Source organism: Pedococcus sp. P2_F6 (assembly GCF_056403675.1).
The window spans coordinates 12,864-29,195 of record NZ_JBFUEZ010000004.1 but is presented as its reverse complement, the minus strand read 5'-3'; the positions used below and the strand labels follow the sequence as shown (position 1 = coordinate 29,195).

Below are 16,332 nucleotides of genomic sequence, written 5' to 3'. Positions count from 1 at the left end.
CTGCTGCCGCTCAGCCCGGCCGTGGGGCGCTGATGACGTGGGCTCCGTGCGCCGGACCGGTCGCGCGGCGGACGTCCTGCACCGCGCCCGACGCCGTCAGGGAGACCGCGAGGTCGAGGGCGGCCTCGTTGGACTCGGCGATGAAGGCGACCGTCGGGCCCGATCCGGACACGACGCCGCCCAGCGCACCGAACTCCAGCCCGGCGTCGAGGACGTCCCCCAGGGCCGGTCTCAGCGAAATCGCTGCTGCCTGAAGGTCGTTCGACAGGGCGGCACCCAGGGCGCGCGCATCGCCCGAGCGCAACGCCGTCATCATCTCGGCGCTCGGCGAGGGGTCGGGCACGGTGCGGTCACCCCTCAGACGGTCGCACTCGGCATACACGGCCGGGGTCGACAGGCCGTCCTCGCTGAGGGCGAAGACCCAGTGGTAGCTGCCCCGGGCCAGCACCGGCGCCAGCCGTTCGCCGCGCCCCGACCCCATGGCGGTGCCCCCACCGAGCAGGAAGGGCACGTCGCTGCCCAGCCCCGCCGCGATCTCCTCGAGCTCGGGACGGGTCAGGCCGGTGCCCCACAGCAGGTCGCACGCGACCAGCGTGGCCGCGGCATCAGCCGAGCCGCCGGCCATGCCACCCGCCACGGGGATGTCCTTGCGGATGGTGATGTGCACGGGTTCGTCGATGCCGCTCACCTCGGCCAGCCGCTGCGCGGCGCGGGCGGCGAGGTTGGTGCCGTCGACGGGCACGCCGAAGGACTGCGGCCCCGACACCGCCAGCCCCCACTGGGGGGCGCTCATCACGGTCACCTCGTCGAAGAGGTTGACCGCGTGGAAGATCGTGGACAACGGGTGGTACCCGTCCTCGCGGGGGGGCCCGACGAGCAGCTCGAGGTTGACCTTCGCCGGGACGCGCACCGTCACCGAGGACGGCGGCAGGGCGGCTGAGGTCATGGCCGCCACCCTAACGGGGTGAACGGGTTCGGCGCGGACCAGCACATCTGCACAGAACCTTCACACCATCTACCCCTCCCCCACCGGGACACTCTCCTAGTCTCGAGAACGTGAGCACCAAGCCCCGCGTCCTCGTCGTCGAGGACGAACCCACCATCGCCGACGCGATTGCCGCGCGCCTGGCCGCCGAGGGCTTCGACGTCGAGCAGGTGCACGACGGCCTCGTCGCCCTCGACCGCGCCGCAGCCTGGGACCCGGAGGTCGTGGTGCTCGACGTGATGCTCCCCGGCCTCGACGGCCACGAGGTATGCCGGCGGCTCCAGGCCGCGCGACCGGTGCCTGTCCTGATGCTCACCGCGCGCGACGACGAGACCGACCTGCTGGTCGGCCTCGGGATCGGGGCCGACGACTACATGACCAAGCCGTTCTCGATGCGTGAGCTGGTGGCCCGGATCAGGGCACTGCTGCGGCGGGTGGAGCGGGCCGCGGCGACGAGGCAGTCCCCTGCACCGACGGTGCAGGTCAACGGTTTACGCATCGACGGCGCCCAGCGGCGGGTGTGGTCCCGGGAGGACGAGGTGCACCTCACGCCGACCGAGTTCGACCTGCTGGCGTGCCTCGCCGCGCGACCCGGCACGGTCCTGACCCGAGAGGCGCTGCTGGCCGAGGTCTGGGGTTGGGCGGACGCATCGGGCACCCGCACGGTCGACAGCCACGTGAAGTCGTTGCGCCGCAAGCTCGGGGCCGACCTCCTGCGCACCGTCCACGGAGTCGGCTACGCCCTGGAGGTGGGCGCGTGAGGTACGACCTTCGCCCCCTCGACGCGGTCCGCTCCATCAAGGTGAAGCTGGGCCTGCTCGTGGCGGTCACGATCACCGTGGCGTCGGTGCTCGCCGTCGTCGGCACCCGCGCGGGGCTCTCGCCGTGGGCCACCGTGCCGGTCGCGGTCCTGGCAGCGCTCGGCATCACCCAGCTCCTGGCACGGGGGATGACCTCGCCGCTGCGTGAGATGACACACGCGGCCCAGCAGATGGCGCAAGGCGACTACTCCCAGCGCGTGCGCGCCACGTCCGGCGACGAGGTGGGCGAGCTGGCCCGCGCCTTCAACAGGATGTCGGCGACCCTCGAGCTGGTCGACCGGCACCGGCGTGACCTCGTCGCCAACGTCTCGCACGAGCTGCGCACCCCGATCTCCGCGCTGCAGGCAGTGTTGGAGAATCTCGTCGACGGCGTCTCGCAGCCCGGCCCGGACGAGCTGCGCCTCGCGCTCGCCCAGACCGAGCGCCTCGGCCGCCTCGTGAGCGACCTGCTCGACCTGTCGCGCGTGGAGGAGGGCGTGACGCCGTTGCGGTTCAAGGACGTGCGGCTCGCCGACCTGCTCGAGGAGGCCGTGGCCCAGGCCCGGGTCGACGGGTTGCGCTACACGGTGGTGGTGCGACCGGAGTCCCTCACGGTCCCGGCCGACCCCGACCGCGTGCACCAGCTGCTCGCCAACCTGCTCGACAACGCGTCCCGCCACAGTCCGGCTGGTGGCCTGGTCCGGGTGAGCGCCGAGCTCGCCGACGGCGACGTCCTGGTCGCCGTCGCTGACGACGGGCCCGGGATCGCGGCCTCGGACCGGCGCGCGGTGTTCGAGCGGTTCACGACCAGTGCCGCACACAACAGCGGCACCGGTCTCGGCCTCGCCATCTCCCGCTGGGTCGCCCAGCTGCACGGCGGGACCATCGCCGTCGCCGACAGTGACCACGGCTGCCGCATCGAGGTGACCCTGCCCGCGGACGTGACCCGTCCGATCACGACGAAGGAGCCCATCATGAGCACCCTGACCCCACCGGCCCCCGCGCCGCTGCCTCCCGCCGCACCACCGCACGAGGGGCTCGGGTCCTACTGGCCGGACGCACCACGGCGAGGCCCCGGCATCGTGGCCTGCGCCGTGGCTGCCGGTGTCCTCGCGGCCGTCGTGGTGCCCAACCGCAACCTCGGGGTCGGCACCACCCTCGTCTTCGGTGCCGTCGCCGCCACCGCGCTGGGGGCCCGCGCCCTGCGCCCCGGGTCTCGTCGGTGGAACCGGCTGGACAGCGTCGACGCGGCCCTGGTGGCCCTGCTCCTCGCGACCCTCTTCGTCAGGGACGCCGCGTGGATCACCATCCTCTGCCTCCTGGCAGGCCTGGCGCTCGTGGCCGTGAACTCGACGCGCGCTTCCTCGATCCTGGGTCTGCTGGGCACGGCGGCATCCGTTCCCCTGGCCTCCATCCGCGGCCTTCCGTGGCTCGGCCGCACGCTGAAGCCCCGCACCAGCGTCCAGGCCTGGATTCCCGCGGCCCGCGCGACGATCGTCTCGGTGGTTCTGCTCCTCGTCTTCGGCGCCCTGTTCGCCTCCGCTGACGCGTTGTTCGCATCCTGGGTCGACGCCATCACGCCCGACATCACCTGGCACGACCTCCCCGCCCGGATCGTCCTCGCGGTGTTCATCGCGGCCGGCACCCTCGCCGCGGCATACGTGAGTCTTGCTCCCCCAGCCGTCGACCGGCTGCGGCTGCCCCTGCGACCCAGCCGGCGGCAGTTCGAGTGGATGGCACCCGTGATGGCCGTCAACGCCGTCTTCGCGCTCTTCCTGGTCGCGCAGGCGACCGCCATGTTCGGCGGCCACGACTACCTCCAGCGCACCACCGGACTGACCTACGCCGACTACGTCCACGAAGGCTTCGGCCAGCTGACGGTGGCCACGATCCTCACCCTCACGGTCGTCGGCTGGGCCGCGCGCAAGGCCACCCTTGGGCGCGCCCGCGACCTGGCGCTGGGCGCCTTGTGCCTCATGACGATCGTCGTGGTCGTGTCGGCGCTCTACCGGATGCACCTCTACGAAGAGGCCTACGGCTTCACCCGGCTCCGGCTGCTCGTCTCGGTCTTCGAGGGCTGGCTCGGCGTCGTGGTCGTGCTCGTGATGGCCTCAGGCCTGGTCCGGGCGCGTGGCTGGCTGGTCCCGCTGGCGGTGCGGTTCGGAGCGGTTGGTCTGCTCGGGCTCGCGGTCCTCAACCCCGACCTCTACATCGCGGAGCACAACCTCTCCCGCACCAACGCGACGGCCCCGATCGACTACGCCTACCTCGCCGAGCTCTCGGCCGATGCCGCGCCCGCGCTGGTCGACCTGCGGAACCCCTCGGTCAGCTGCGACCCGGGAAGCGGACTGAAGACGGACGACTGGTTGTCGTGGAACATCTCACGGTCACGTGCCCGCGGACTGTTGGCCGCGCACCCCGGCGCTGGCATAGCGCGCTGCCTCGTGGGCTGAGCTCGCGGCGGGGAGCTAGGAGAGGACCGGGAGGGCTGAGCGGGCGGCCGCGATCGCCGCGAACTCGTCGATCCCGAGCTGCTCTCCCCTGGTCCGAGGCTCGATGCCGGCCGCACGCAGGCACTCCTCGGCACGGGGGGCCGAACCGGCCCACCCGGCCAACGCGGCACGCAGCGTCTTGCGTCGTTGGGCGAAAGCCGCGTCGATGCACGTGAAGGTGTCGCGCCTGCTGGCGGTGGTGGACGGGGCAGGCCGGCGCTCGAGGGCCACGAGGCCCGAGTCGACGTTCGGCACCGGCCAGAAGACGCTGCGGGGCACGGTTCCCGCGAGCCGGACCGCGGCATACCAGGAGGCTTTGACGCTCGGGACGCCGTAGGCCTTGGAGCCGGGGCTGGCGGCGAGGCGCTCGGCCACCTCGAGCTGCACCATGACGAGCACCCGTTCAAGGGTGGGGAAGGCCTCGAGGAAGTTGAGGACGACGGGCACGGAGACGTTGTAGGGCAGGTTCGCGACGAGCGCCGTGGGTTGGGGGTCGGGCAGCTCGCGCACCTGCATCGCGTCCGCCTGCACGAGCGTCAGCCGGTCCGCGTATGCCGGTGCGAGCCGGCTCACGGTGCCCGGCAGCGCCTGGGCGAGGTTCGGGTCCACCTCGACCGCCGTGACGTGCCCGACCTCGGGGAGCAGCGCGAGGGTGAGCGACCCGAGGCCGGGGCCGACCTCCACCACGGAGTCGGCGGCGCTCACCCCGGCCAGCCGCACGATCCGCTTGACGGTGTTGGCGTCGATGACGAAGTTCTGGCCCCACTGCTTGGTCGGGCGCAGCCCCAGCTCGGCCGCGATCTCCCGGATCTGGGCGGCTCCGAGGAACCCGCTCTGCTCGACCATGGCGCCGACTCTAGGGGACTCTCCCCCGCCCCACCTTTATCGGGTCATGGGACAAAGGTCCGCCTCACCCGACAAACGTTTTCGGGTGAGGCGGACCGTTCCGGGGTGAAGCCGGGAGTAATGACGTCCAGGTCAGGCGGCGTGCGCGCAACCCCACGGGCCGAGACCGGCCTTGGCGTAGTAGCGGTTGGCCACGGTGATCTGCTCCGCACGCGAGGCCAGGTCGGCACGCGGGGCGAAGTCGTCTCCACCGTTGGCCAGCCACGAGGAGGTCGCGAACTGCAGGCCGCCGTAGTAGCCGTTGCCGGTGTTGATCGACCAGTTGCCACCGGACTCACACTGGGCGATCCGGTCCCACATGGCGGCGTTGGACAGGTTGATGCCCGCGCCGGACGTGTTGCCTGCGCTGGGAGCAGGGGTGCTCGCCCGCGCCTTGGTGCCCACGGCGACCAGCGCCGCGACGGGTGCCTGCGTGACCGTCGTGGCGACGGCCTTCTTGCTCTCGACCTTGCCGTCGACCTTGACGATCTTGTAGGTGACGACCTTGGCGCCCGCGGAGCCGGCCTTGAGCGTCTTGGTCTGACCCTTGTAGAGCGTGGAGTCGCTCTTCCTGGTGACCGGTGCCGCGATGGCTTCGGTCGCCTTGACCTGCGTCGCGCTGACGCGCAGGACGGCGATCTTCAGACCGGCGGTGACGGCCGTGGTGGGGGCCGGGCTCACCCGGTCGTCGGCGTCCTTGGTGATGTGGAGCTCGGAGAGCACGTCGGCGACGGTGGCGCCGGTGCTCGTGACCGAGCGGTTCTTGCCGTCAGCGCGGACGACGACGTCCTTGGGCGTGGTCACGGACAGGGCCAGGCCCTGACGGCCGAGCGACATCGAGCGAGAGGCCGACAGCTTGGCCGAGTCGGCACGGATGCCGAGCTCCTGCAGCGCGGCAGCCACGGTGGTGGCGGTGGTCCAGTAGTCCTGCGTGCGACCGTCGATGGTGACGGTCAGCTTGCGGCCGTACCGGACGACGATCTTCTGGCCGTCGGCGAGCTGGGTGCCGGGCGCCGGGACGACCACGTCGTGCTCACGAATCGCGATGTCCTGCTTCTTGAGGACGTCGCCGACGGTGCTGCCGAAGGCGTGCACCGTCGAGGCCTTGCCGTCGACCGAGAGGGTGACGGACTTGTCAAAGTGCGAGACGCCGACGGCGCCAGCGATGAGGCTGGTCACGACCGCGGCTTGGGCGATGCGACGAACGGGACGGGTGATCACGATGCTCCAGAGTTCGTACTCCCCGGGCATCGGTGTGGCGGCGCGTCCTGTGCCCGGAGGTGCAAGGGGCAAAGAATGAGGGGCCGCTCCGAGCCGCCGTCGTGGCGGTTGAACAACCCCTGATCGCGTCGCCGGAGTGTCCGACCCCGGCCAACAGTCATCAACCATGACCGCCTTTTCGGCAAAGGTCAAATTTTGATAACGGTACGTTCAGCACTTGGCCAAGTCACAAGCGTGGCATTCGCCCGGCCTGATACCGGCGATCCCCGCCCCCGAACTGGAGGGCTCACCAGGGGCCGTAGACCGCCTCGGACGTGTCGCTGACGGCTTGGCAGAGGGTGGGCACGGCGACGCCGAGGACCCCCGCCATGGCCCGGATCGTGTGGGGCACGAGGTAGGGGGCGTTGGTCGCGCCGCGCCAGGGCGCCGGCGTGAGGTAGGGGGCGTCGGTCTCGACCAGGACCCTGTCGAGCGGGGTCACCGAGAGTGCATCGCGCAGGCCCTTGGCGTTCTTGAACGTCACCGTGCCCGCGAACGAGAGGTAGTAGCCACGCTCCGCGCAGGTCCTGGCCATCGCCATGTCGCCGGAGAAGCAGTGCATCACCGTTGTGGCCGGCGCGCCCTCCTCCTCGAGGATGCGCAGGACGTCGTCGTGGGCGTCGCGGTCGTGGATCTGCAGGGCCTTGCCCGTGCGCTTGGCCAGGTCGATGTGCCAGCGGAACGAATCCTGTTGCACCCCAACACCTTCAGGGCCTGTGCGGTAGTAGTCGAGACCTGTCTCGCCGATGACCCGCACCCTTGGGTGCGCAGCGAGCTCCTCGATCTCCGCGTATGCCGCCTGGAGACTTCCAGCCTCGGCCAGCCTGGGCACCTCGTTGGGGTGGAGGGCAACACCACCCAGCATGGCCGGGTGGCGGTCGACCATCTCGACGGTGAACCGGGCACCAGGCAGGTCACACCCGATCTGGACCAGCCGGTCGACACCCACGGCCGCGGCGTCGGCGATGACCGCGGCGACGTCAGGAGCCTCCTCTCCATCCCGCGCGATGTCGAGGTGCGTGTGGTTGTCGACGACCGGGATCGGGAGCGGGTCCGGGGCGTCGGGCACCCTGGTGGGGCCGCTGCGCTGACCCGGGTCAGGCGTCGCCGTCACCGTTGCCCCCGGAGCCCTCAGCGGGGTCCTGCGGGTCGGCCTCCGGAGCCTCCGGAGCGTCGTCACGGAGTCGCTCGAGCTCCTCGTCCACCACCGCTTCGTCGAGCTTGGTGAAGATGGGTGTGGGCTTGACCACAGTGGCCCCGACCTGCACCGGAACCGACTCCCACCGCGGCGTCCGGGTGTACTCGCCAGTCACCACCGGGTAGCTCCGGTCGGCATCCTCGGGGTCGAGCCCGGAGACGTCCTGCAGCACCGGCATGGGCATGAAGGTGCCCTCGCCGCCGAAGGTCGCGTGCACCGCGTTGGACGACGACGGGAGGAACGGCGCGAGGATGCGGTTGAGGTCGGCCACGCACTGCGTCAGCGTGTGCAGCACGGTCGCCAGGCGCTCGCGCTCGTCCTCGCCCTTGAGCTTGAACGGTGCGGTGTCGGTGACGTACTTGTTCACCTCGCCGACGGTGCGCATCGCCTCGGCCACCGCCGCCTTGATCCGCTGCCTGGCCAACAGGTCCCCGACGACCCCGAACGCCGCGAGCACCTTGGCCCGCACCGCCTCGTCGACCGGCTCCAGCACGCCGGGCTGCGGGATCTCGCCGAAGCTCTTGGCGACCATGGAGGCCGTGCGGTTGACGAGGTTGCCCCACCCCGCGACGAGCTCGGAGTTGTTGCGCTGCACGAACTCGGCCCAGGTGAAGTTGGCGTCCTGGTTCTCCGGGCCCGCCGCACAGATGTAGTAGCGGATCGCGTCGGGGCCATAGCGGTCGAGGACGTCGCGGATGTAGATGACGTAGCCGCGCGAGGTCGAGAACTGCTTGCCCTCCATCGTGAGGTACTCGCTCGACACGACCTCGGTCGGCAGGTTGAGCACCCCGAACTCACCGGGCTCGCCCCCGCGAGCCCCGCGACCGGCATACCCGAGGAGCTCGGCCGGCCAGATCTGGGAGTGGAAGGTGATGTTGTCCTTGCCCATGAAGTAGTACGACAGCGCCTCGCTGTCGTTCCACCACTCGCGCCACCGCTCGGGGTCGCCCTGGCGGCGGGCCCACTCGATGGACGCGGACAGGTAGCCGACGACGGCGTCGAACCAGACGTACAGCTTCTTGGCCGGGTTGTCGCGCCAACCGTCGAGCGGCACGGGGATGCCCCAGTCGATGTCGCGGGTCATCGCGCGGGGGCGGATGTCGTCGAGGATGTTGAGGCTGAACTTGATGACGTTGGGCCGCCACGTGCCGCTCGCCTCACGGCCCTCGAGCCACTCGCGCAGCGCGTCGGCCAGCGCCGGCAGGTCGAGGAAGAAGTGCTGGGTCTCGATGAACTCGGGCGTCTCACCGTTGATCTTGGACTTCGGGTCGATCAGGTCCGTGGGCTCGAGCTGGTTGCCGCAGTTGTCGCACTGGTCGCCGCGGGCCTCGGGGTAGGAGCAGATCGGGCAGGTGCCCTCGATATAGCGGTCCGGCAGCGTGCGACCGGTGGAGGGGCTGATCGCGCCGCTCGTGGTCTGCTCGACCATGTAGCCGTTCTTCCAGACCTGGGTGAACAGCTCCTGCGCGACGGAGTAGTGGTTCGCAGTGGTGGTGCGTGTGTAGAGGTCGTAGGAGCAGCCGAGGTCGGCCAGCTCGGCGGCGATGATGGCGTGATTGCGGTCGACGAGCTCGCGCGCGCTCACGCCCTGCTGGTCGGCGAGGACGAGGATCGGGGTGCCGTGCTCGTCCGAACCGCTGACCATGAGCACGTCGTGGCCCGCCATCCGCATGTAGCGGCTGAACACGTCGGAGGGCACGGCGAACCCGGCCACGTGGCCGAGGTGCCGGGGGCCGTTGGCATACGGCCAGGCGACTGCAGACAGGACTTTGCTCACGTGCGAATCCTAGGGGTGGGTGCCAAACGGGTTTCCCTCCGTTCGGTATGCCGCCCGCTCACCACGGCGCGCGCCGGTATGCCGCCGGCGTGACCCCCACCCTCCAGCTGAGGTCGCTGGCCGCTCTGACCATCTGTCCCGCAGAGGCCCTCATCACGCACCACACGGCAGCTCGGCTCTGGGGTGGGATCGCGCCCGACTCGTCCGACATCCACGTGACCGTCCCGCGTGTTCACCGCCCCAAGGTGGCGGGCATTCGTCCGCACCGTGTCGTCGCCATGCCGTCGAAGGCGACCCGACGCGGCCTTCCCGTCACGTCCGCCGAGAGGACGTTCCTGGACCTGGGCCGGTCGTGCAGCCTGGTCGATCTCGTGGTGCTCGGCGACTCGCTGGTCAGAGCGGGCGCCACCACACTCGACGCGCTGGTTGCAGCGGCCGCGAAGTGGGGCAGCTCCCACCAGTCGTTGGTATGCCGCGCGGCCTCCTTGGTCCGTGAGCGCGTCGACTCTCCGATGGAGAGCCGACTGCGGATGCTCTTGGTCCTGGCCGGCCTACCCGAGCCGGTCGTCAACTTCGAGGTGGTGAACTCCGATGGCCGGGTGAAGTACCGCATCGACCTGTCTTTCCCTGAGCACAAGGTCGGCATCGAGTTCGACGGGCGCCACCACATCGAACGCGTCGAGCAGTGGGAGGGCGACCTGGTGCGCCGCGAGGACCTCGAGGCCGACGACTGGAAGTTCGTGGGCACTCGCCCGAAAGTCGGGGGCCACCCCGGCCGGTGTAGTGGCTTTCCCTGATGTGGGCGACGGGCGCGCTGAGGACCGTGAAGGGATCAGCCAACCCGGGAGGAAACATGCACGTTCGCTTCAAGGTCATCGCCACCCTGGCCGCCACCGCCGTCCCATTCGTCGTCGCCGCACCTGCGCAGGCCGCGCTCTACAGTCACGACCGCTTCGCCTTCACCTTCGCCGAGACCTTCGACGAGTGCGGCATCACCATCGACCACACGGCTTCAGGTCACGCGGGCTTCTCCATCCGGACGATCAAGGGCACCGACGAGGCCTACCTCGGCTGGCAGAACCTGTCCGCCGTGGACACGTTCACCAACTCGGCCAACGGTCGCTTCTTCACGATCAGCGACCGCAGCACGTTCCGCGAAACCCGGGGCACGCACGTCGAGGGCAACATCTGGGCCTTCGACTCCAAGCTCTCGGGCGCCTCGTTCACGGTGCGCGACGACTCGGGTCAGGTCGTCGCCCGCGACTCCGGCACCCTGCGCATGGTCACGATGTACGACCTGCTCGGCGACGCACAGCCCGGTGGTGAACAGGTCGGCGACCCGGTCATCACGGCGATGAACGGCCGGTTCACCGAGGTCGACTTCTGCGCCGACCTGGTCGGCCCCCTCCTGGGCTGAGCGACGTCGGCTGAGCGACGTGGGCTGGGCGCCACCGCTGGGACGCACGATGCCCCGGTATGCCGCGCGGGCGGCATACCGGGGCATGGCTGGCAGGGGGTGCCGGGCCAGGTCAGCTCTTGCGGAGGATGTCCCGCAGCACGGAGGGGTAGTCGGTGATGATGCCGTCGACGCCCCAGGAGATCCCTCGGCTCATGTCGCCACCGAAGTTGACCGTCCACACGTGGATGTCCAGGCCGAGCTCGTGGGCCCGGGTGACGATGCCCTGGTCGATGTTGCCGAGCGCGGGATGGACCGAGTCGAGCCAGGTGCTCGCCGCGACGAGCTGCTCGTCGGTGGGGCGGGTGTAGTAGAGCAGCCCGACCGGCACGTCAGGCGCCAGGTCGTGGTAGGCGCGGAGCCACCCTTCGTCACCGGCTTGCATGATGACCCGATCGGCAGCCAGCGCCTTGGTGAAGGCCGGGATCGAGCGCAGGTTCTTGTCGATGTCACGCTCGATGCCGGGGAAGGCCCACGGGTCCTTGGCCTCGAGCAGCATGCCGGCTCGGGAGCCGACCGCCTCGACCCACTCGCGCAGGGTGGGCACCTTCTGGCCGGCGTACTTGGCGCTGAACCACGAGCCGGCGTCGAGCTGCTTGATCTCCGCGAGGGTGAAGGTGGACACGTTCCAGGGCGAGCGGTCGGGGAAGACCTGCTCGACGTTCGTGGTCCGGGCCAGGGTGAGGTCGTGCATGATCACCAGCGCGCCGTCGCTGGTGCGCATGATGTCGTTCTCGATGTAGTCCGCACCCTGCTTGAGGGCGAGCTCGACCGAGGCGAGGGTGTTCTCCGGCGCCATGGCGCCGGAGCCACGGTGGGCGATGACGGCGACCTGCGGCGAGTCGGCTGCGGTGGCCGTCCCGGGCGCGATACCGAGCACTGCGGCGGCTGCCGCCAGCACGAGGGCGATTCTGTGCGTTCCCTTCATGGGGTCCACAACTCCTTCGGTGTGGTGGATTGTCCGGATGTAAGCGGTTACATCCAGATTCCGGGAACCCTTCCAGAAGGAGAGCCGATCCGGGGAGATACCCCCGCGCCAATCGGTGAGCGGTCGTCGCCGAGCACCCGAGGGACCGCCGGACGGTCAGTCCCGCTGGCCCATCCCGGCGTCGCGGGCCCGGATGATGACCTCGGCGCGATCGGTGGCCTGGAGCTTGGACAGGATCGCGGACACGTTGTTGCGGACGGTCTTGGGCGCTAGGTAGAGCTCGGCCGCGATCTGGCCGTTGCTGCGCCCTGCGGCGATGAGGTCGAGCACCTCGCGCTCTCGGTCGGTGAGCATCGGGAACTCGGGGGCCCGGTGCTGCGAGGACGGCGACAGCAGGTCGCCGATCCGTGCGGCCAGCGACGCGCCGAACACCACGCCTCCCCCGGCGACCGCGATGATGGCGCGGACCACCTCGTCCTGCGCGGCCCCCTTGACGAGGTAGCCGCGCGCTCCGGCCCGCATCGCCGACAGCAGGGTCCCGTCGTCCTCACCCATCGTGAAGACGAGGACGCCGACCGACGGTTGCGCGGCCAGGACCTGACGGGTGGCCTCGATGCCGTTGACGTGGGGCATCTGGATGTCCATGACGATGACGTCGGGACGGTGTTCGGCGGCCAGGGCCACGGCTTCGGCGCCGTCGGCGGCGCGCGCGACGACCTCGATGTCGGGGTGCGGTGCGAGGAGGGTCGCCAGGCCGTCCCTGAAGATCGGGTGGTCGTCGGCGATCAGCACCCTGACGGCGCCGCCAGCCGGGGTCTCACGGTCGTCGCTCATGCGCCCCCACCCGTCGGCAACCACGCCCGAACCGTCGTGCCGCCGCCAGGCGGGCACAGCACCTCGTAGCGACCACCCAGCTCCTCCACCCGCTCACGCAGCGACCGCAGACCCACCCCGGCGACCACGTCCGCCGCGATGCCGCGGCCGTCGTCGTGCACCTCGACGGCGAGATCGGCCGGACCGGTCGCGAGCGAGACGGTGCAGGTGCGCGCGTGCGCGTGGCGGGCCACGTTCGTGAGCGCCTCCGACACGATCCGGTATGCCGCGACCTCCACGGCCGCGGGCAGGCCGGCGACGTCGTCGGCGCGGACGGAGACGTCCAGCCCCGCCGCGCGGGTACGGTCCGCCTGCTGCTCGACAGCCGCGAGCAGGCCAAGGTCGTCGAGCGCCGGCGGCCGCAACCCGTGGACCAGCCGTCGCACGTCGGCGAGCGCCTCAGTGATCTCGGCTCGGGACTGCACGACCAGCCGGTGCGCAGTCTGCGGGTCGGTCGCCACCGCGTTGCCCGCGGCATCCAGTCGCATGGCCACTCCGCCGAGCACCGGGCCCAGGCCGTCGTGCAGGTCGCGACGGATCCGCCTGCGGTCCTCCTCCCGCGCCAGCACCAGCTGCTCGCGCGACTCCTGGAGCTCCCGCGCCAGCAGGCTGCTGCGCACGGCGATGGCCGCCTGCCGGACGACGTCGACCAGCAGCACGCGGTCGCGGCGCGAGAGCATGCCGCGGATCCCCCCGTCGGGCAGCTCGATCGACCCGATCCGCTCACCCCGGTAGGAGATGGGGAACGAGCGGCTCGCTGACGGCTCCGTCCCGTGGGTCGCCGCGAGCCCCTGGCCGCCGGGCCCGAGGACCTCGACCCGCACGAACGGCACCCGGAACGCCTCTGCCACCGTCGCGGCCAGCATCGGCAGCTGCTCCTCGAGACCACCCGACTCCTCGAGGCGCTCGGCCAGGGCCGAGACGACCTCGTACCGCTCCCCCCGCCTGCCCAGCACCCGGCGGCGCACCTGCGCGGTGAGCCACGACCGCAGTGGCCCGTACGCGGCGACGGCCAGCACGAGGACGAGCACGGTCACCTGCCGCTCCTCGAAGCGGTCGCCGAGCAGCGAGGCGGCCGCCGCCACGACAGCCAGATCGAGGAGGACGAACAGGGCGGCGATGCCGCCATAGACGAGCGTGCCGCCGACCAGGGCGTCGACGTCGCCGGTCTCGGGTCGGACCACGCCGATGACCACGGAGACGCTGGTCGCCACGAGCGCGAGCACCAAGGCGGCGAACCCGACCGGCCCGTTGAGGTCGAGCAGCATGACGCCGCCGGCCAGCAGGCAGACGATCGCGGCCCACAGCAGCCAGCGCAGCTGGGTGCGCTCGACGCCGGTGGAGCGTGCGTGTCGCGCGAACACGGTGGCGGCAGCCAGCGGCATCGCGAGCATGGTCAGCACCTGACTGACGTGGATGGTCGCCGTCGCAACCGACCCCGACAGCGGCAGCGCGATCTGCGGCAGGAGCGCCACCACCTCGTCGGGGAGACGGCCGTCGTAGATCACGGTGTCGGGCGCGAGGACCAGGCTGAGCGGGAGGGCCAGCGACATGACGAGGGCGGCAAGGCCGACCCACCGCCACCGCCCGGACGGCAGGCGACCGGTCGGGTAGAGCACCAGCACCAGCGGAAGCGCCACGAGCAGCAGCGACCCGGCCTCGGAGACCACCCAGTAGGCAAGTCCCGTGAGCGGCAGTGGCGGCCGGTCGTGCAGTCCCACGACGGCATACGACTCGCAGAAACCGTCGAGCGCCCAGAAGGCGCCGGCGCCGGCGAGGACCAGTCCCACCACGTGCCACGGGCGGAACGCGAGGATCGCGGCGCCGCACAACCCGACGAGGGCGCCGATCGCCCCGCTGACGACGCCCCGCTCGGAGACGTAGAGCGCGCGCTGGGCGTCCGTGGACTGCGCGTCGAGCACCACGCAGCCGACCACGAGGGCCACCAGCACCAGCACGAGCAGCGCGGGCACGAGGGCGTGCCGCGGGCCGGCGTCGACGCCTCGCGAACCCGGTTTCCCGGGCGCGCGCGGGCTCGACGCCTCGGCGCGCAGGGCTGGCACAGCGGTCACCTCGCCAGTGTGCCAACGCCGGTGTCCCGCCGTCAGGGGATTGGTGTCCCGATCTGTCGGGACACCTTCTGGGACCGGAGACGGGACGCCGACCCCTGCCGCCCGGGTCGCGGGGCGCCACAGAGTTCTCGGCAACGGCACCGACCACGTGCCGGCCGCACCACCACAACCACAGACACCACCACCCAGCAAGGAGACCCACCATGTCGGTCACGAAGACCTCCGCCCCCGCTCGCTCTGACGTCGCCGCCGCGACCACCCAGGTGCCCGAGGCGACCAACCCGCGTCCGTACTTCCGGCACGGCACGATGCTCACCGTCGGGGCCCTCGCCTGGTCGAGCATGATCGTCGTGTTCGGGCTCAACAGCGAGACGACTGCCTACCAGTACGCCCACAACGCGAGTTCGTTCCTCTTCCAGGTCGGAGTCCTCAGCCTGGTGCGGGTCCTGTGGCGCACCAAGGCCATCGGCTCCGGCAAGGTCGCCCGCAGCGTCCTGCGCATCCAGACCGGTGCCCTCGCCCTGGCGATGGCCTCCACGGCCTCGGACTTCTTCGGGCTGACCAACCTCGACAACCCTGCGTCGCTGGCGCTCGACATGTTCTGGCCGATCTCGATGCTCGGCATGTTCCTCATCGGCATCCGCATCGCCATCGCGGGCCGCTGGAAGGGCTTGTCCCGCTTCTACCCCCTGGTCGCCGAGAGCTGGGCCGTCGTGACCGTGCCCGCGATGGGCATCTTCGGTGAGGGCGTTGCCCGCTGGGTCGGCGCGGCCCACCTCGTCGTCGGCTACGCCGTCCTCGGCCAGATCGTCGCCCGCAAGCGGGCCGACGGCAGCTGAACCCACCTCCACCTCTATCGGTATGCCGCGCGCGGAACTCCGCGCGCGGCATACCTGCGTCGGGTGGCTGGAGAAGGTGACAGCGGCGGAGGCGGAACCGCGCATTTCGCACCGGCGTCGAGTAGACATGTCTTCACAGGTGCGCCGCACCCGCACAGGAGGTGGCCGATGATCGCCGCACTGACCGGCATGGGTTGTCCGCGGCAGCGGGGCTCAACGCCTACATCCCGTTCCTCGTCGTGGCGCTGATCGCCCGGTTCACGGACTTCATCACGCTGCCGCAGTCGTATGCGTGGATCGAGTCGTGGTGGGCGATCGGGATCGGCGCGGTGCTGCTGCTCACCGAGGTGGTGCTCGACAAGATCCCCGCGATCGACACCGTCAACGACGCGGTTCAGACGTTCATCCGGCCGAGCATGGGTGGCCTGATCTTTGCCGCCACGTCGGCCGCCGAGGGCCTCGACCACTCGTCCTGGATGACCAACAACCCGTGGGTCGGCGTCATCCTGGGCGTGGTCACCTCAGGTCTGGTGCACGGTGGGAAGACGGTGGCCAGACCGGCCATCAACGCCGGCACGCTCGGGTTCGGGGCGCCGGTGGCGTCGACCGTCGAGGACGGTGCGTCGATCGGGCTGAGCCTGGTGGCCGTCTTCATCCCGGTGCTGGTGATCCTGTTCCTCGTCCTGCTGGCGTGGCTGCTCGTCTGGCTCTGGCTCAAGGTGCGGCGATGGCGCAGGAGACGAGATCGCCGCGCCGCACTCGTATGA

The 16,332-nt window shown here is 70.8% G+C and carries 13 protein-coding genes and 1 pseudogene; 6 read left to right on the top strand and 8 right to left on the bottom strand.

The window, feature by feature from the left end; genetic code table 11:
- Positions 1 to 10: 10 nt before the first annotated feature.
- Positions 11 to 946 (bottom strand): 4-(cytidine 5'-diphospho)-2-C-methyl-D-erythritol kinase, encoded by a 936-nt coding sequence (locus AC1DWP_RS11735; protein WP_477614656.1) that lies wholly within the window; start codon positions 944 to 946, stop codon positions 11 to 13.
- Between the two features lie 110 nt (positions 947 to 1,056).
- Here AC1DWP_RS11735 and AC1DWP_RS11730 point away from each other — a divergent pair, with 110 nt between their 5' ends.
- A complete protein-coding gene (locus tag AC1DWP_RS11730) occupies positions 1,057 to 1,746 on the top strand; it encodes a response regulator transcription factor (RefSeq protein WP_477614655.1) in 690 nt (229 codons plus the stop codon).
- On the top strand, positions 1,743 to 4,238 hold the full coding sequence (locus tag AC1DWP_RS11725) for a DUF4153 domain-containing protein (RefSeq protein ID WP_477614654.1): 2,496 nt from the start codon (positions 1,743 to 1,745) through the stop codon (positions 4,236 to 4,238). The genes AC1DWP_RS11730 and AC1DWP_RS11725 overlap by 4 nt, the downstream gene beginning before the upstream one ends.
- 15 nt (positions 4,239 to 4,253) lie before the next feature.
- On the opposite strand, the gene rsmA is transcribed toward AC1DWP_RS11725, so the two are convergent.
- From rsmA to metG, 4 genes are all read right to left on the bottom strand, one after another.
- Complete coding sequence (rsmA, locus tag AC1DWP_RS11720; RefSeq protein WP_477614653.1) at positions 4,254 to 5,123, bottom strand: 16S rRNA (adenine(1518)-N(6)/adenine(1519)-N(6))-dimethyltransferase RsmA; 870 nt, start codon at positions 5,121 to 5,123, stop codon at positions 4,254 to 4,256.
- 132 nt (positions 5,124 to 5,255) lie between these two features.
- Positions 5,256 to 6,383, bottom strand: coding sequence for a ubiquitin-like domain-containing protein (locus tag AC1DWP_RS11715; protein WP_477614652.1), 1,128 nt, complete (start codon positions 6,381 to 6,383; stop codon positions 5,256 to 5,258).
- A 286-nt stretch (positions 6,384 to 6,669) separates the two neighbouring features.
- Entirely contained in the window at positions 6,670 to 7,536 is an 867-nt protein-coding gene (locus AC1DWP_RS11710; protein WP_477614651.1) for a TatD family hydrolase, read from the bottom strand.
- Positions 7,520 to 9,397 carry a methionine--tRNA ligase gene (gene metG, locus AC1DWP_RS11705; RefSeq protein ID WP_477614650.1) on the bottom strand — a complete coding sequence of 626 codons (1,878 nt, stop codon included), beginning with the start codon at positions 9,395 to 9,397 and terminating at the stop codon, positions 7,520 to 7,522. Before metG ends, AC1DWP_RS11710 begins: the two co-directional genes overlap by 17 nt.
- Positions 9,398 to 9,444: 47 nt before the next feature.
- Between metG and AC1DWP_RS11700 the strand changes: the two genes are divergently transcribed.
- Positions 9,445 to 10,194, top strand: coding sequence for a hypothetical protein (locus AC1DWP_RS11700; protein WP_477614649.1), 750 nt, complete (start codon positions 9,445 to 9,447; stop codon positions 10,192 to 10,194).
- Positions 10,195 to 10,250: 56 nt separating this feature from the next.
- On the top strand, positions 10,251 to 10,814 hold the full coding sequence (locus AC1DWP_RS11695) for a hypothetical protein (RefSeq protein ID WP_477614648.1): 564 nt from the start codon (positions 10,251 to 10,253) through the stop codon (positions 10,812 to 10,814).
- A gap of 112 nt (positions 10,815 to 10,926) precedes the next feature.
- On the opposite strand, the gene AC1DWP_RS11690 is transcribed toward AC1DWP_RS11695, so the two are convergent.
- The 3 genes from AC1DWP_RS11690 to AC1DWP_RS11680 form a co-directional block, all read right to left on the bottom strand.
- On the bottom strand, positions 10,927 to 11,781 hold the full coding sequence (locus tag AC1DWP_RS11690; RefSeq protein ID WP_477614647.1) for a glycerophosphodiester phosphodiesterase: 855 nt from the start codon (positions 11,779 to 11,781) through the stop codon (positions 10,927 to 10,929).
- Positions 11,782 to 11,937: 156 nt separating this feature from the next.
- The gene (locus tag AC1DWP_RS11685; protein ID WP_477614646.1) at positions 11,938 to 12,615 is read right to left on the bottom strand and encodes a response regulator transcription factor; all 678 of its coding nucleotides are present in this window, start codon (positions 12,613 to 12,615) and stop codon (positions 11,938 to 11,940) included.
- Positions 12,612 to 14,726 carry a sensor histidine kinase gene (locus AC1DWP_RS11680; RefSeq protein ID WP_477614645.1) on the bottom strand — a complete coding sequence of 705 codons (2,115 nt, stop codon included), beginning with the start codon at positions 14,724 to 14,726 and terminating at the stop codon, positions 12,612 to 12,614. The genes AC1DWP_RS11685 and AC1DWP_RS11680 overlap by 4 nt, the downstream gene beginning before the upstream one ends.
- 203 nt (positions 14,727 to 14,929) lie before the next feature.
- Between AC1DWP_RS11680 and AC1DWP_RS11675 the strand changes: the two genes are divergently transcribed.
- Together AC1DWP_RS11675 and AC1DWP_RS11670 are read left to right on the top strand one after the other, a co-directional pair.
- Complete coding sequence (locus AC1DWP_RS11675; protein ID WP_477614644.1) at positions 14,930 to 15,565, top strand: hypothetical protein; 636 nt, start codon at positions 14,930 to 14,932, stop codon at positions 15,563 to 15,565.
- Positions 15,566 to 15,733: 168 nt separating this feature from the next.
- Positions 15,734 to 16,332 (top strand): annotated as a pseudogene (locus AC1DWP_RS11670) (DUF4126 domain-containing protein).

Coding starts and splice junctions, on each gene's coding strand:
- AC1DWP_RS11735 (WP_477614656.1), bottom strand. CDS start 946: ATGACCTCAGCCGCCCTGCCGCCGTCCTCGGTGACGGTGCGCGTCCCG.
- rsmA (WP_477614653.1), bottom strand. CDS start 5,123: ATGGTCGAGCAGAGCGGGTTCCTCGGAGCCGCCCAGATCCGGGAGATC.
- AC1DWP_RS11700 (WP_477614649.1), top strand. CDS start 9,445: ATGCCGCCCGCTCACCACGGCGCGCGCCGGTATGCCGCCGGCGTGACC.
- AC1DWP_RS11695 (WP_477614648.1), top strand. CDS start 10,251: ATGCACGTTCGCTTCAAGGTCATCGCCACCCTGGCCGCCACCGCCGTC.
- AC1DWP_RS11690 (WP_477614647.1), bottom strand. CDS start 11,781: ATGAAGGGAACGCACAGAATCGCCCTCGTGCTGGCGGCAGCCGCCGCA.
- AC1DWP_RS11685 (WP_477614646.1), bottom strand. CDS start 12,615: ATGAGCGACGACCGTGAGACCCCGGCTGGCGGCGCCGTCAGGGTGCTG.
- AC1DWP_RS11675 (WP_477614644.1), top strand. CDS start 14,930: ATGTCGGTCACGAAGACCTCCGCCCCCGCTCGCTCTGACGTCGCCGCC.